We start from the raw sequence: 14,987 nt of genomic DNA, 5'->3' as shown, positions 1-14,987 counted from the left end.
TGGCGCGAAACAAAACGTCAGACCTGAAAGGCATGACGTTACAGAGCGTGATGGCGATCATCGCGGTAAACCTGAAGCGGATCATCACCCTCTCAAAAGAAAAAACAGGATAAGGGCAAGGAAAAAGAGCGATTGTCCCGACTTGAGTCGGTCCAATCGCCCTTTTTTCTGTTCACGCTCGGATAGAGCGGAGGTTTTTCAGTGCCCTCCCCATTTGCTTGGGTGGTTTTTTTTGTTGAAAATAATTTGGCAAATCTCTTTCTTTTTCATTTCAAAAGGAGTAACATGACCATTGTAATTTTTAAAAGATAAATATTTCATATAAAGAATTTTTGAACAAAAGGGGAACATTCATGCCAACCAAAAACACCGAACAGCTCAGCCTATTTAAAATCTCGTGGCCGATCTTCATCGAGCTCGCGCTCCACATGGGGACCGGGATCATCGCCACGCTCATGCTCGCCCAGTATTCCGATGCCGCCGCTTCAGCGGTCGGCGTCGCCAACCAATTGTTGAACGTCTTCTTAATCGTCTTCAGCGTCACCTCCGTCGGCGCGACGATCTTGATCGGTCAGGCGATCGGTGCCGGTCGGATGAAGAAGAGCCGGGACTTTGCCCGCTCTGCCGTCAGCTTGAACATGTGGCTCGGCGTCGTCATGGTCGTCGTCGTCTTCTTGTTCGGCGAGACGTTCCTTCGCTTGTTCGGTCTGTCGGATGAGCTGTTCGGTTACGGTCTGCTGTTCTTACAAATCGTCGGCTTATCGCTCTTCACCGAAGCGCTCATCATGGCGCTCAGCGCGGTGTTGCGCAGCCACGGCATGACGAAACATGCCATGCTCGCGACGCTTTTGATCGATGTCATCACGGCAGCAGGAGCCATGCTCGCCGTGACAGGCTGGTTCGGTCTCCCAGTGACGGGTGTCGCCGGTGTCGCCTGGGCCATCGTCATCGCTCGTTTGTCGGCCATGATATTGTTGTTTTGGATCGTCAAACGCCGCCTCATGATGCGGTTCCCGCTCAAAGAGTTGATTCGTCCAAAACGCGATGATATTCAAGCACTCTTACAAATCGGTGTTCCTTCGGCAGGAGAGAACTTGTCGTACCAGTTTTCACAAATTGTCATCACCGGCTTCATCGCGACGATGGGTGACGCCTCGCTCGCCGCTCGCGTCTACGTGATGAACTTATCGATGCTCGCATTTTTGTTCACGGTCGCCATCGCCCAAGGGACACAGCTATTGATTGCCCGCGACGTCGGCGGGAAGCGGTTCAAGGAGGCGTATACCCGGGCAGTCCGGACGTTGAAGATTGCCATGTTCTCTTCGCTCGTCGCCTCGCTCGGCCTCGCCGTGTTCGGGAAATCCTTGCTCGGCTTGTTCACGTCGAACCCGGACATCATCGCCGTCGGTATCCCGATCCTATGGGCGACGCTCATTCTTGAGCCGGGTCGCGCCATGAACATCGTTCTGATGGGGTCACTCAAGTCGGTCGGAGACGTCCGCTTCCCGGTCATGATTGGGGTCGCCTCGATGTGGGGCGTCGCCGTCGTCTTCAGTTACTTGTTCGGGATTCATTTCGGACTCGGTGTGCTCGGGATTTGGCTTGCGTTCTCGCTCGACGAGTGGTTCCGCGGCTTCTTCGCTTTCCGACGGTGGAAGTACGGCAAGTGGCAACAAAAAGGCTTCCAGTTCGAAGCCAAACCATCCTCTTGAACGAATAAGGGAAGCGGTCAACACGACCGCTTCCCTTATTTTTTACTTAAAAATGCTTGCATCGCCCGTTGATGCACCTCGGTCTTGCCGCATTCCCGTTGCCAGTGGATCTCTTGCGCGAGCCCGTCTTCAAACGATGACTCGCGAAGGAGCGCCTTCATCCCTTGTACGGCCGTCGGTGATTTTGCCGCGAGCGTCTCGGCGTAGGCCGTGAGACGGGCAAGATACGCCTCATCCTCGATCAGTTCAGTGACGAGACCGAACGCCTCAGCTTGTTCGGCGTCGATCGTGCTGCCGCTCCACATCCAATCGAGCGCGACGTCTTGGCGCATCAAACGACGCAAATGATATGGCCCACCGGCGTCTGCGACGAGGCCGATCTTGATGAACGCCGAGCTGAACTTCGTCGAACGGGCGACGAGGCGAACGTCGGCCGCAAGCGCTAGACTGAGTCCTGCCCCAGCGACGACACCGTGGATGCCGGCAACGATTGGCTTCCGGCAATCCGAGAGTGCCCGGACGAGCGGATGGTAGACGTCCTCTAAATACGTGCCATAATCGGCGTCACTCTCGATCGTCAAATCTTGACCGGACGAGAAGGCGCGCCCTTCCCCGATCAGCACGATGACTCGGACCGATTCGTCGGCTTCAAGTTGTTCGAGCGCCTGTCTTGCTTCGCGTAACAACGTCTCGTTCAGCGCGTTCAATTTTTCCGGACGGTTCCATTTGAGCCAGCCTACCCCGTTGTGCCGTTCCACTTGAATTGTTTCCATGAAATAATCCCCCTTTTAAAAAAATGAATCACTGTTCATTTCTCTATCGTCCATTCTGTTTCCTTCCTGACACCAAAACTTTTCAAGTTCGATTGCCCGACGCTACCACTATTTGCTATTCTTAGAGGAGTCGTTCAACGAAAGGGTGGGACTGGTGCAACTGACGAATGCCGCAAGACAATTAAAACAACGGAACATCCCGTTCACTTATCATTCTTATGTAGTGGATGAGTCCGATGTCTCCGCAAAACATGTCGCCGCATCACTCGATAAGCCGCTCGACCAACTGTATAAGACGATTTGCCTCGAGAACGAGCAACGGAAGTACGCCTTCTTCCTCATCTCAGGAGATTTAGATATCGATTTAAAGGCGGCCGCTAAAGCGTGGGGCGCGAAGAAAGCGTCGCCCGTCCCGATGAAAGAGCTTGAAGCGCTGACCGGCTACATCCGCGGCGGCGTCTCACCGATCGGAGCGAAAAAGCGTTTCCCCGTCTTCCTGCATGACAGCGCGAAACAAAAAGACAAGATCATCATCTCGGCCGGAAAACGTGGCTATCAAATCGAATTAACACCGGACGACTTGATCCGCTTCACGGACGGCCGCTGGTTCACTCAATGACAAAGATGGAGGCAATACTATGTGGAAAGAACGAATCCGTTCGTGGGTTCCTAACTCATTTACATTCGGTAACTTATTTTGTGGCGTCCTCGCCATCGTCTACGCCGCGCGCGGCGATTTCTCGAATGCGACACTCCTGATCATCATCGCGATGATGCTCGACAGCCTCGACGGCCGTCTCGCCCGTATGCTCGGGGTAGACGGTGACTTCGGAAAAGAGCTTGATTCGCTCGCTGACGTCGTCACGTTCGGCGTCGCCCCGGCGTTACTTGCTTACTATACGTTCTTTATCGATTACGGGAATTACGGGCTCTTCTTCGCCGCCCTGTTCCCGCTCTTCGGCGCCTATCGCCTAGCCCGGTTCAACTTGTCGGCGACGAACGTCACGGCAAGCTATTTCTCAGGCGTCCCGATCACGGCAGCCGGTGGATTGCTCGCCGTCGTGACGACGTTTGGCGATCGCGTCAACGAACTGCTCACCCCGATCTTCTTTACCGGTCTCGCCTTGCTCATGGTGAGCCGGGTTCGTATTCCGAGTTTTAAAGACGTACCGTTGCCGCGTCACTCGTTCATCATCACGTTCAGTCTCGTCTATTTGACGTATATGACGTTCGCCCGGTGGAAAGAATGGCCGACGTTTTGGTTCATCGCCATCCCGTTCTACATCCTGTTCATCGCTTTCTCATTTGTGAAAAAACGGAAGCGCATGGCGAATTGATGAGTCCCTCTAGCAGGGGCTCTTTTTTTGTGCATGCATTCATTAGACGGATGTCGAAAACCTCTTTAGAATAGAAGGTGAGGTGATTTGATGAAAGTGTATCCATGGATTTGGAAATTATTTTTAGTCTGGTACGTCGTCGGCGTTGTTCTCGTCGGCTTTGATTTACTGCCGAGTTGGCTCGAATGGGCGAACCCGGTCTTCTTATGGCTCGCCGGTCTCATCGGAGGATTTGTCATTGCCGACGGGGTCCGTCACGCCCGTTTCATCGTGCCGTTCATCTTTTTCGGCTCGATCGCCGTCGAGACGCTCGGTGTCAAAACCGGGTTCCCGTTCAGCGAGTATATTTATGCCGAAGCGTTCGGTCCGACCGTGTTCGGCGTACCGGTCACGATTGGTGCGGCCTGGCTCGCCGTCATCGGCGCAAGCTTCGCTGTCGCCCGCCTGTTCGCGTTCAAGCGACGGACGCTCTGGCTCGTCCCGTTTTTGGCGGTCTGGTTAGACATGGCGATCGATCCGGTCGCAGCCAACGTGAAAGGCTACTGGGAATGGGCCAATGATGGTCTCTATTATGACATCCCGACGCAAAACTTCGTCGGATGGTTCGGACTGTCGCTCATCTTCTCATGGTTGCTCGACCGCTTCGAAGTCGAAGCGGAGCCGACTTTACTCATGCACGGACGCTACTTGTTCGTCATGCTTCACGCCTTGTTCGGTGTCACCGCGGTCAACGCCGGTCTTTATGGGATCGGTGTGTTAAGTATTGTAACGGCAAGCGTCATCTATTTGGAACGGAGGTTGCGTCATGATCGAAGCGAACAAAAAGAAATGGTTCAGTAACATCTTTTCAACGTTCGTCAAAGAACACCAGATCCGACCGTTCTTTCACACGATCAACGTTCGGGCTGATGACGTTCCGACGCCGGGCCTCTTTTTAAGCACGCACAGCTCGTGGTGGGACGGACTCATCTTGCTCATGTTGAACGAGTATTATTTACGGCACGACGTTCACGTCCTGATGGATGAGGACGGATTGCGACGCTTTCCGTTCTTCCGTCATTTAGGCGCCTTTTCCATCAAAAAAGGGAAGTTATCCGACATTCGCGCTTCTCTCAACTATGCCAATCAGCTCTTGTCCGTCGGGAAATCGGTGTGGGTGTTCCCGCAAGGCCGTGAATACCCACAAGAGCACCGGCCGCTTGAGATCGGGACGGGTGCGACGATGCTACTCGCAAAACCTGAGGTCCGGCTTTGTGCCATCTACTACGCGTTCGCGTCTCATGCGTCCCCGGTCGTCTACGTCCGGTTCCGGACCCATACCGTCGTCTCGACGACACGCCGGGAGCAAAAGCAAGAGCTCGCCGCGGCGCTCGAACGGCTCTATGATGACACGCGCTACGATGTGATCGCCCAGTCGGACCGATACATGTCGTTGTTCCCGCCACGACGCGGGCTCGCCGACTGGACAGAGCACTTGCTCAACATCGGGAGGAGGCAACAATGATCCTATTCGTGCTCACTGGACTCATGTTTCTCTTCACGTTGGTCAACTTGGCATTTCTTCGTCCGCTCACGGCCCCGATTCCGGTGCCGCCGACCGCGCTTTGCGTCCCACTCCGCAACGAGGAGCGGAACGTCCCGAAATTAATCAACAGTTTAAAGCCAGCCCTCACCGCCGGCTGTCACGTCTACTTATATGAGGATCGCTCTGAGGACGGGACGTATGACGCGCTCGTGCGGGAAATCGCCTCGGACGACCGGTTCACGATCTTGCGCGGTGTTCCGCTCACCGACGGCTGGTCCGGAAAAGTACACGCCTGTCATCAATTGGCGATACAGACACGTGAACCTTACTTATTGTTTCTCGACGCCGATGTGACCATCGACCCGAGCTTCGTCGGCCGCATGCACGGAACGCTCGTCCGGGAAGGCGCCGTCTTTTTATCCGGCTTCCCCCGTTTCCCGACGCCGACGTGGCTCGGTAAACTGCTCATTCCGATGCAACACGTCTTGATCGCCCAGCACTTGCCGCTGTTTTGGCGAAAAGTGAGACATCCCGCCTTCGCCGCCGCGAACGGGATGAACGTCTTGGTCGAACGGACTAGTTACGAGGAAGTCGGCGGTCACGCCTCGATCCACGACTCCCTGATTGATGATATCGATTTATGCCGCGAATTTAAGCGCCGTAAAAAAGTGACGTCGCTCGTCAACGTCTCACCTTATATCACGTGCGATATGTATGCGACGAACGAGGAAGTCTGGAACGGGTTTTCAAAAAACGTATTCAAGGGAATGAATGAAGCAGTGGGCATCGCCCTTTATTTTTCCCTTTACTACGGCGTCCAGTTATCGGCGTTCATCTTCCTGCTCATCCGACCAGACTGGATATCGCTCGGAGCGAGCCTGTTCGTCTTGTTCGCACGGCTAGCCATCGACTTGAAGTCGGGCGGGCGCCATTTTTGGCTCCATCCGTTCAGTCTGGTCGCCTACCTCGTCCTACTCACAAACGCGGTCGTCCGAAAATGGAGACGAAAACCGATCACTTGGAAAGGCCGGATGTATCATTAGAAAATTGTTAGGAGGCGCATTGCAATGAAACAAATCGCTATTATCGGGGCCGGTCTCGGAGGCCTGAGCGCCGCCGTCACACTAGCGGCTCGCGGGTACGATGTGACCGTCATCGAAAAAAATGAGCACGTCGGTGGTAAGCTCATGCCGATCATCACGGACGGTCACCGCTTCGACTTCGGGCCAAACACGATCACGATGCCGGACGTGTTCCGTTCCGTCATCCGGAACAGCGGGGCCAACCCAGAGGATTATTTTGAACTCGTCAAACTCGACTCGCATACGGTCAATCACTTCTCCGACGGGTCGACGTTCACATTCCACTCCGAACGGGAACAAATGGAAGCTGAAGTCCGGCGCTTGACCGGTGACAAAGCCGACAAAAATCAATTGGCGGCGTACTTGGACGAGGCTGAAAAGCTATTTGAGATTGCCAACAATCGTTTCTTCACTCGAATGGACACAAAAATCGACACCGGTCTTTGGGCCGATATGATGAAGGTCCATCCGCTTAAGAGTTTGCACGCGCTCCATAAAAAATATTTTAAAGACCCGCGCATCATCCAAGCACTCGACCGTTACGCGACGTATATCGGCAGCAGCCCTTACGTCACGCCCGGCACGTTCGCCTTGATCTCACATCTTGAGTTGAACGATGGCGTCTATTTCGCCAAAGGCGGGAACTGGACGATCGCCAAAGGTTTCGCCAAACGTGCGAGCGAGCTCGGTGTCGAGTTCCGACTCGGTCATGAAGTCACAAAGATTGAAGTCATGAACGGTAAGGCGCATGCTGTCGTCATCGACCATGAAGAAGTCATGTCTTGCGATGCCGTCCTTTTGAACGGGGAGCTATTGACCCAATATCCCCGGCTCGTCGATGCGGTCCATCGTCCATCGTTCCCGGTACCGACCCGGGATACGGTCGAGCCATCCGTCTCTGCTTTCGTCATGATGGTCGGACTGAACAAACGTCTAAATCTCGCCCATCATAACGTCTACTTCTCGGACGATTACGAGGCTGAGTTCCGTGCCTTGTTCGACGAAGAACGCTACGCCGATGAGCCGACGATCTACATCTCGAACTCGGCCTACACCGACCCGTCCATGGGTGAGGCCGGGGACAATCTGTTCATCCTCGTCAACGCTCCGGCCCACTTGACCGACATCGATGCCGAGACGTACGAACATTTGATCCGTCGACGGCTGCGCACATTCGGCGTCGATTGGGACGATGCTGACGTCTTGTTCCACCGCCGCGTGACCCCGCTTGACTTGACGCGTGATTTTTATGCGTATTATGGCTCGTTATACGGAACGTCAGCAAACTCGAAAAAAGGTGCGTTTTTCCGTCCGGCCTCGCGCTCGGAAGACGTCTCGAACATCTGGTTTGCGGGTGGATCGACCCATCCTGGCGGCGGCAGTCCAATGGTGACGCTTTCAGGACAGTTTGCTGCTCGTTCGATGTTGGAGGACATACCTCTGACAATTTGAACATTTTGTGAACAGAAGATTCGACACTTGTCGACAAGTCACAGACGTGATAACATCATATCGAGTTCAAGCAGTATTGTAACGTTTGTTACACCTGTAGCGATCGAATGGCTTCCCCGAGCCAATCGCGTTTTGAACTTGTCACACCCGAGAAAAAAGTGATGAGCGAGTTTCCCCACTCGTTTCCCGCTGCTGGAATAGCATGCGTCTGATGTTCCCCCTTAGTCCATCAAGCATCCTACTTCAGCGAAGATGCCCCATCGTTTCATTCCCCATGAAACGAGGCACATCTTTAGGGTTCATCACGTCCGATTCGTTCGTTTCCCCGATGAACGGATCACATAACGCTTACGCCACTTTTGGTCCCCCGCCAAAAGTGGTTTTTTGTATCCTAAAAGCCTGCAGACGGTGTCTACAGGCTCGAGTCTGTTCAGCAAAAGACCCGATTGCTCTGATATGCTCCCCAATAGGTAGACAGATGAAATAACAAATCTGTTTATCTATTGGGGAGTGTTTTTTTATGGCGAGAAGTCGGCATTCGATTGAACAAAAACTGAGTGCACTACGTATGCTGGAAGAAGGAACATGCACCTGGAAGGAAATCGAGGAGGCTCATGACGTCTCTATGGATACCCTTCAGTTGTGGAAAGTGAAATTCGATACCGGTGGGATCGATGCGTTGAAGGAGTCGAAGACATGGAAACATTACACCAAGGAACAGAAGATCGCGGCCGTACGTGACTATCTCGATGGGTTCACCAAAATGGAGGTTCTCTCCAAATATCATATTAGTAGTTGGTCGGTTCTATATCGGTGGATCAAGAAGTATACTGGTCATAGCGAGTTAACAGATTCGAGAAAAGGGATGGATCGAGCTATGGCCAAAGGGAGAAAGACAACATTCGAGGAACGCATGGAGATCGTCAGGTATTGCCTGGACAACGGACGGAACTATCAACGGACGGCCGAGATATTCGCCGTGTCGTACCAGCAGGTCTATGGCTGGACGAAAAAATATGACGCCGACGGCGTGCACGGGCTCGAGGACCGGCGCGGACGGACAAAGCAAGAAGAGGAACTGACCAACGAGGAGAAGCTTGAACGTCGCATCCAACAGATCGAGCGGGAGAACGAGCGCCTTCGGGCCGAGAACCTGTTCCTAAAAAAGTTAGAGGAGATCGAGAGGAGAGGTTGATCAGCCAGATCCGGCTACAATTGCGTTACACGGCCATCAAGGAAATGTCGATAAGCGACACGTTCCCGGTCGTGCTCTTATGCGAGATCGCGCAGGTCTCACGGGCCGCCTATTATAAATGGTTAAAACGTACCGTCTCGGTACGCGAGGAAGAGAACTTGAGTCTACTGGAGGACATCCGTCTCCTCTACGACCAGGTGAACGGGACCTACGGGTATCGACGGATCACCATGACGGTCAATCGGAGACGACGCCAGCATGGCCTACCGGCATACAACGAGAAGCGGGTCTATCGTCTCATGCGCATCCACGAGATCCGTTCGGTCATCCGCCAGAAGCGAAAACGGTACAAAAAGTCTTCACCGCAGCATGTGGCCGAGAACCTGATGAACCGAGAATTCAGCGCGTCCCGACCGGACGAGAAATGGTGCACCGACGTCACCGAGTTCAAATATGGCGCCGGGAGGAGGGCGTATCTGAGCGCGATCATCGACCTCTATGACGGCTCGATCGTCGCCTATCGCATCGGGAAATCCAACAACAATGGGCTCGTCTTCCAGACGATGATCCCAGCGATCGCGGGGCTCCGTACAGGAGCGGGTCCGATGATCCATAGCGACCGAGGGTTTCAATATACATCGAGAGGGTTCAAACGCATGGTGGAAGACGCAAAACTGACCCACAGCATGTCTCGCGTCGGACGTTGTCTCGACAACGCCCCGATCGAGGGTTTTTGGGGTACCCTGAAAGTCGAGATGTACTACCTGCGTGAGTTCCAGGCCTATAGCGAACTCACGTCGGCCATCGAGGCCTACATATCGTTCTACAACCATGATCGTCTCCAGAAACGACTAAACGGCTTGAGCCCTGTCGAATACAGGGCTCAAGCCGCCTAGGCTGGTTTTCATTATTTACCCTGTCTACTTGACGGGGAGCAGTTCACTCTCGCAATCGGGTCTTTTTCAAAGTCTCGCTAACAGCTTTCCTTTTTGAAGTGTCGATACGTAAGCGCGCTTCGTAAAGACATCATGGTCGTTACTTCGGGCCGCATCTAATATACCTTCGTAGAGGAGCGCCGCGGCTTGGACCGGCTTTCGACTCGTCGCCGGATACAAGTGATGCGTCTCACGGGCACTGCGGTATAGCATTTCCGCCCGGTTGGCCATCGTCTCCCACACTTCAACGAACTGAGGTGTCACTTTCCGTTCAAACAGATCGGTCTCTGACATCGCGTGCTGCGCTAAGAGCGTACGCGGTACATAAATCCGGTCCCGGTCCAAGTCCTCACCGACGTCGCGAAGGATGTTCGTCAACTGCATAGCGATGCCGAGGTCGATCGCGCCTTGCTTCAGTTGTTGCCGCGCTTCCATGTTCGCGTCCGGGACAAGGATTGGTAACAACATCAAACCGACCGTGCTGGCCGCATAATAGCCGTACTGCTCCGTCTCTTCAAGTGTCGTGTAACGTGTCTTATGTAAATCCCACTTCATGCCTTCCGCTAACTCGAAGAACGGTTCGACGTCCATGTCATAGCGCTGCCAAACGTCGCGTAAAGCAATCCAAAGAGCGCCGTCTGGGTCGTTGCCGGCTAAAAAGCGGTCGAACTCCGCCAGAAATGCGGTCAAACTTTCCTCAGGATACGCTGACTCGTCGACCGCATCGTCTAACGTCCGGCAAAACGTATAGACCGCGGCGACAGCCTGGCGGTCCGGTTTTGAAAGCAGGGAGAAGGCCCGATAAAACGTGAGTGAGCCTTTCTTCATCACTTCTTCACATTGACGATACGCTTCTTGCCTCGTCATGGTACAATGCCCCCATTTCTTCTTCCATTCTTTTCACTAACAACTGTGAGCCGATCATCACGATCGGGACACCACCGCATGGATGTACGGAGGCACCGACGGCATAGAGCCGCTCGATTTGGGCGTATGGACGGGCTTGCGGCTTGAATGCTGCCGACTGTGAAAGTTTCGGGGCAATCCCAAAACTCCCGCCTTCGAACAACCCGAACCGTTCCGCGTCCATCGGTGTCCGGACTTTCATCTCGATGACACGGTCTCTAAATTTAGGGACCATCCCTTCGATCCGGGACACGAGACGTTCAATTGCCCCGCTCTGTTCAAAATCTTGTCGCTCTAACTTGCGCGGTACCGGCACAAGGACATAAAGCACACTCGTCCCAACTGGTGCGAGCGTCGAATCGATGAGCGACGGATTGAACGTATACATCGCAGGATACTTGCTCAGTTTACCATCTTCAAAGATCGTGCGCATCGACCCGGCAAAATCGTTCGGCAAATCGAACTGATGCACCGGGAGTTCGATCTCGCCGTCCACCGTGAAATAGAGGAGCAGCGTGCCGCTCGACGGTTCGTACGCTTTCGGCTTGATTCCATCAATCAGACGTTCCATGAGCGGGAAGTCTCCATTGACGACGACCGCATCATACGGATGAGGGACGCCATCGACGAAGACGGCGTTGGCACGGCCGTCTTGGACGCGGACGCGTTCTACCGGCGTGTTCAGCTTGAACGTGACGCCCCGCTTCTTCAGCTCTTGTTCTAACTTCGTCGCAAGCGAGAAATATCCTCCTCGTACGTACCAGATTCCTTCTTCTTGCTCGCGATATGGGATCAAGCCGTACAGGGACGGCGTCTCATAAGGGTTGCCGCCGATGTAGAGCGTCTGCAGACTATAGGCGACCCGGAGCCGCTCATCTTTAAAGAACCGCTTCATGTTCTCATGAGCCGATTCATACGCTTTCAGGCGCATGAGCAACATGAGCAGTCTCGGCTCGAACAAGTCGGTCTTGCCTTTATAGCCACGGTTTAAAAACGTGTCAAAACCGATTTTGTATTCCTCGCGCTTTTGTCCCATGTAACGACGGAACGATTCACCTTCGCCGAAAAATCGTTCAATCTCTTCGGCTTGACGATCGATGTCGTGATATTTGTGAAACGTCGTCCCATCTTCGTAACGGAGGCGATAGAGCGGATCGACTTCGAGCAGTTCGAGTTCCTGTTCGGGAAACCCAGCTTCTTGCAGTTGGCTCTTCAGCTTGCTCGGCAACAAGACGATTGTCGGTCCTTCATCGATGCGAGCACCGTTCTCGAACTCGACATAGTTGAGCCGCCCACCGACCCGGTCCTCTTTCTCATAAATCGTCACTTGGGTCGATGGATGCTTATGAGTCCATAGCAAGGCGGCGTAAAGCGACCCGATACCGGCACCAACGAAACTGATGTTCATCGTCCGACACCCGCCCGGTCCCGAAGCAAGTTGGCCGTGATTCGTGCCGATTCAAAAATCGTCGGCAGTCCGCTGCCTGGATGCGTCCCACCGCCGACGAGCCAGACATGGTCGAGCTCTTCGAACTGATTGTGCGGACGGAAGTACATCATTTGCGACAAGTTATGTCCAAGGTTGAACGTTGCCCCTTCATAGACCCCAAACGCTTCCCAATCGTTCGGGGTGAGCGCCTGCATCACTTCGATATGGTCGCGGACGTTCCGGTAAGGCGAACGTGTCTCGAGTGCGTCCAAGACGAGTTCGGTCATCTTTTCCTCGAGCGTGTCCCAAGGAAGGTTTGACAGATTGTTCGGCACCGGTACGAGCACGTAGAGCGACGACTTGCCGGCTGGCGCGAGCGTCGGGTCGATCCGTGACGCGTTTTGAACGTAGAACGAGAAATCCTCGCTCAGCTTCAAGTCTTGCGTCATTTCTTTGACGTTGCGCTCATAATCATCCGCAAAGTGAATCGAATGGTGGCCGACCTCATCGTAGACGCGATCAAGTCCGAGGTAGAGCATGAACGTCGAGCAAGAATAGCGCTTCTTCTTCAACTGTTTCGGACTCCAGCGCGTTAGCGTATCGCTCGGTACGAGCGTCGTCATCGCATGGGCAAAATCCGCCCCGACGATGACTTCGTCAAACGCGTAATGGACGTTGTTCGCCACGAGTCCGTTGACACGTTTCCCGTCGAGCAATAGACGGTCGACTGCTTCACCTAACCGGATCGTCCCGCCTTCCTCCTCGATGACACGGGCCATCGCCGAACAGAGTTGGTTCACCCCGCCGATCGGATGATGGACGCCGTAAGCATGTTCCATATACGACAAGATCGAGAACCCACCCGGACAGTCCCAAGCCGACATCCCGAGGTACTTCGCTTGGAACGTGAACGAGTATTTGAGTTCTTCACTCGTAAAGTATTCAGACAGCACGTCGTATAGCGATTTTCCGATCGAGAGGAACGGCAACGCCTTCAAGACGCGTGTCGACACGTAATCCGTCAGCTTATCATGGGCGGTCTGGAGCACCGGCATGAGCTTCGATAGTTTGACCGCCTGGTCTGCCATGAATCGGTCGTATCCTTCGCCGTTGCCGGGGAACATCTCTTCAATCGATTGACGCATCTGGTCGCGGTCGGTCGTCATCGATAGCACGCTTTGTCCGCGATCAAAGTAAAGATCGTACATCGGTTCTAATCGCTTCATATCGACATAATCAGCCAAATCCCGTCCCGTCTCCTCGAACATCTCTTCAAGAATATACGGCATATTCAAAAAAGTCGGGCCACGATCGAACGCGAACTCCCCGACTTGCAGACGTGACGTCCGTCCACCGACAAACGGTTGTTTTTCAAATACAGTTACATCCACACCACGGCTCGACAAGATCATTGCGGCAGCAAGCCCACCTGGCCCGGCACCGATCACTGCGACTCTTTTTTCCGACACGTTGAACAACTCCCTATGTGAAAAGTCTCTTATACTTCTATTCTATTATAGAAATGACTGAACACAAGTTCAAATCTGAATCGGTTCGCTGTACGCTAGACGTTTCAATCTCCACGTTCGGCGATGACGATATACCAAGATCCTTCCGGAATAAACGGGACGAAACGTACTTTCTCGAAGCCGACCTGTTCCAATTGCCGGCGCAACTGACGAGTCGTCGGGAGCGGATGGAGGTTATCGTGGAGCGTCATAAACGCGTTGAACGCCGAAGCGAAGCGGGCGCCTAGCGGTGACTCCGCGAGCGGTGTGACGAGGACGGCGACACCTGCCGTATCAAGATTGCTGAGCATCCGCTCTAACAGTCCAATCCGCTGCTCGGGCGAGAAATAGTAAAGCATATTGTTCATCATGACGACATCGAACCGCTCGTCGTGATCCCATTCCATGAAATCGGCCACTTCGTAACGAATCTCACCCGTCTCATCTTGCTCACGTGCCTCTTCGATCACTTTTTGTTCGAGGTCGATCCCGGTCAACTTCCAATCCGGCTCAAGACCGTGGAGTTTCCGCAAATAGCCCCCGTGGCCGCATCCGATATCAAGCATCGTCTTGACGTCCGCTTGGCGGAGCAGCTGTTGGACGACCGGAAAAGCGACCGTTTCGACGAGCGTCGACGTTTGAGCGACGACTTTCCCGTGTGTCGCACCGTCGAACGTCTTCTGTTTGCCGGACTCTAAAAAGTCTGGGTAGGCGATGAGTGCCGGGATATGAAGTTCCATCATCTCTTGAAGCATGAATCCGATGCTGCGTTCGTCTTTGAGCGAGAGCTGATACCTCAAGCTACGCGTTGGAAAATAGCGCCATCCTTTCTTCTTCAAGTGGCGCACGGCGACCCCGACTTCTAACCAACGCTCGAGTGCGAGTTTCGTGAGCGGCTGCTTCAAGCGCAGCGTCATTTCAGCGAAGCTCGCCCCGCCTTGAAGCGCATCGAACAATCCGTATTTGTAGCCGATGTAGCCGTGCCATAACGGCAAGAACGATTCAGTTTGCTTCATCCATCTACGCGCATGTAATACACGCGACCATTCATTCGTTTGTTGATCCATCGTTTCACCTCATCATCGTTATTCCTGATTTTTTTATTTTCCCCTAATAATTTGCGGACAAACAAA

13 protein-coding genes are annotated in these 14,987 nt (G+C 53.7%); 8 read left to right on the top strand and 5 right to left on the bottom strand.

Annotated elements, in window-relative coordinates; translation table 11 throughout:
• Positions 1–353: 353 nt before the first annotated feature.
• Entirely contained in the window at positions 354–1,712 is a 1,359-nt protein-coding gene (locus tag EVJ26_RS12245; protein WP_131470597.1) for an MATE family efflux transporter, read from the top strand.
• 35 nt (positions 1,713–1,747) lie between these two features.
• On the opposite strand, the gene EVJ26_RS12240 is transcribed toward EVJ26_RS12245, so the two are convergent.
• Positions 1,748–2,485, bottom strand: coding sequence for an enoyl-CoA hydratase/isomerase family protein (locus EVJ26_RS12240; RefSeq protein WP_131470596.1), 738 nt, complete (start codon positions 2,483–2,485; stop codon positions 1,748–1,750).
• Between the two features lie 154 nt (positions 2,486–2,639).
• Between EVJ26_RS12240 and ybaK the strand changes: the two genes are divergently transcribed.
• From ybaK to EVJ26_RS12205, 7 genes are all read left to right on the top strand, one after another.
• On the top strand, positions 2,640–3,104 hold the full coding sequence (ybaK, locus tag EVJ26_RS12235; RefSeq protein WP_131459102.1) for a Cys-tRNA(Pro) deacylase: 465 nt from the start codon (positions 2,640–2,642) through the stop codon (positions 3,102–3,104).
• Between the two features lie 19 nt (positions 3,105–3,123).
• Positions 3,124–3,822, top strand: a complete 699-nt coding sequence (pssA, locus tag EVJ26_RS12230; protein WP_016508135.1) for a CDP-diacylglycerol--serine O-phosphatidyltransferase — start codon at positions 3,124–3,126, stop codon at positions 3,820–3,822.
• A 90-nt stretch (positions 3,823–3,912) separates the two neighbouring features.
• On the top strand, positions 3,913–4,662 hold the full coding sequence (locus tag EVJ26_RS12225; RefSeq protein ID WP_131459103.1) for a carotenoid biosynthesis protein: 750 nt from the start codon (positions 3,913–3,915) through the stop codon (positions 4,660–4,662).
• Entirely contained in the window at positions 4,628–5,326 is a 699-nt protein-coding gene (locus EVJ26_RS12220; protein ID WP_131459104.1) for a lysophospholipid acyltransferase family protein, read from the top strand. The genes EVJ26_RS12225 and EVJ26_RS12220 overlap by 35 nt, the downstream gene beginning before the upstream one ends.
• Positions 5,323–6,390, top strand: coding sequence for a glycosyltransferase family 2 protein (locus EVJ26_RS12215; RefSeq protein ID WP_131459105.1), 1,068 nt, complete (start codon positions 5,323–5,325; stop codon positions 6,388–6,390). Before EVJ26_RS12220 ends, EVJ26_RS12215 begins: the two co-directional genes overlap by 4 nt.
• A gap of 24 nt (positions 6,391–6,414) precedes the next feature.
• Positions 6,415–7,881, top strand: a complete 1,467-nt coding sequence (locus tag EVJ26_RS12210; RefSeq protein ID WP_131459106.1) for a phytoene desaturase family protein — start codon at positions 6,415–6,417, stop codon at positions 7,879–7,881.
• 520 nt (positions 7,882–8,401) lie between these two features.
• A protein-coding gene (locus tag EVJ26_RS12205) for an IS3 family transposase (RefSeq protein WP_131466594.1) occupies positions 8,402–9,972 on the top strand; the annotation gives its coding sequence in 2 pieces (ribosomal slippage) (positions 8,402–9,041 and positions 9,041–9,972; 1,572 coding nt in all).
• A 66-nt stretch (positions 9,973–10,038) separates the two neighbouring features.
• Here the strand turns inward: EVJ26_RS12205 and EVJ26_RS12200 are convergent.
• The 4 genes from EVJ26_RS12200 to EVJ26_RS12185 all read right to left on the bottom strand — a co-directional run bounded on the left by EVJ26_RS12200 (position 10,039) and on the right by EVJ26_RS12185 (position 14,921).
• A complete protein-coding gene (locus tag EVJ26_RS12200; protein WP_131458097.1) occupies positions 10,039–10,878 on the bottom strand; it encodes a phytoene/squalene synthase family protein in 840 nt (279 codons plus the stop codon).
• On the bottom strand, positions 10,847–12,325 hold the full coding sequence (locus tag EVJ26_RS12195) for a phytoene desaturase family protein (RefSeq protein ID WP_131470595.1): 1,479 nt from the start codon (positions 12,323–12,325) through the stop codon (positions 10,847–10,849). The genes EVJ26_RS12200 and EVJ26_RS12195 overlap by 32 nt, the downstream gene beginning before the upstream one ends.
• Complete coding sequence (locus EVJ26_RS12190; protein ID WP_131458099.1) at positions 12,322–13,815, bottom strand: phytoene desaturase family protein; 1,494 nt, start codon at positions 13,813–13,815, stop codon at positions 12,322–12,324. Before EVJ26_RS12190 ends, EVJ26_RS12195 begins: the two co-directional genes overlap by 4 nt.
• Before the next feature lie 104 nt (positions 13,816–13,919).
• Positions 13,920–14,921: a class I SAM-dependent methyltransferase gene (locus EVJ26_RS12185; RefSeq protein WP_131458100.1), complete on the bottom strand. Its 1,002-nt coding sequence runs from the start codon at positions 14,919–14,921 to the stop codon at positions 13,920–13,922.
• Between the last annotated feature and the right edge of the window lie 66 nt (positions 14,922–14,987).

Source organism: Exiguobacterium sp. SH3S1, assembly GCF_004337105.1.
In the GTDB taxonomy this organism is placed as follows: Bacteria; Bacillota; Bacilli; order Exiguobacteriales; family Exiguobacteriaceae; genus Exiguobacterium; species Exiguobacterium aurantiacum_A.
The sequence above is the reverse complement of the archived record's forward strand: the minus strand, read 5'-3'. Positions and strand labels throughout refer to the sequence as shown.

Coding starts and splice junctions, on each gene's coding strand:
- EVJ26_RS12185 (WP_131458100.1), bottom strand. CDS start 14,921: ATGGATCAACAAACGAATGAATGGTCGCGTGTATTACATGCGCGTAGA.
- EVJ26_RS12240 (WP_131470596.1), bottom strand. CDS start 2,485: ATGGAAACAATTCAAGTGGAACGGCACAACGGGGTAGGCTGGCTCAAA.
- EVJ26_RS12200 (WP_131458097.1), bottom strand. CDS start 10,878: ATGACGAGGCAAGAAGCGTATCGTCAATGTGAAGAAGTGATGAAGAAA.
- EVJ26_RS12225 (WP_131459103.1), top strand. CDS start 3,913: ATGAAAGTGTATCCATGGATTTGGAAATTATTTTTAGTCTGGTACGTC.
- EVJ26_RS12220 (WP_131459104.1), top strand. CDS start 4,628: ATGATCGAAGCGAACAAAAAGAAATGGTTCAGTAACATCTTTTCAACG.
- pssA (WP_016508135.1), top strand. CDS start 3,124: ATGTGGAAAGAACGAATCCGTTCGTGGGTTCCTAACTCATTTACATTC.
- EVJ26_RS12215 (WP_131459105.1), top strand. CDS start 5,323: ATGATCCTATTCGTGCTCACTGGACTCATGTTTCTCTTCACGTTGGTC.
- EVJ26_RS12210 (WP_131459106.1), top strand. CDS start 6,415: ATGAAACAAATCGCTATTATCGGGGCCGGTCTCGGAGGCCTGAGCGCC.
- EVJ26_RS12195 (WP_131470595.1), bottom strand. CDS start 12,325: ATGAACATCAGTTTCGTTGGTGCCGGTATCGGGTCGCTTTACGCCGCC.
- EVJ26_RS12245 (WP_131470597.1), top strand. CDS start 354: ATGCCAACCAAAAACACCGAACAGCTCAGCCTATTTAAAATCTCGTGG.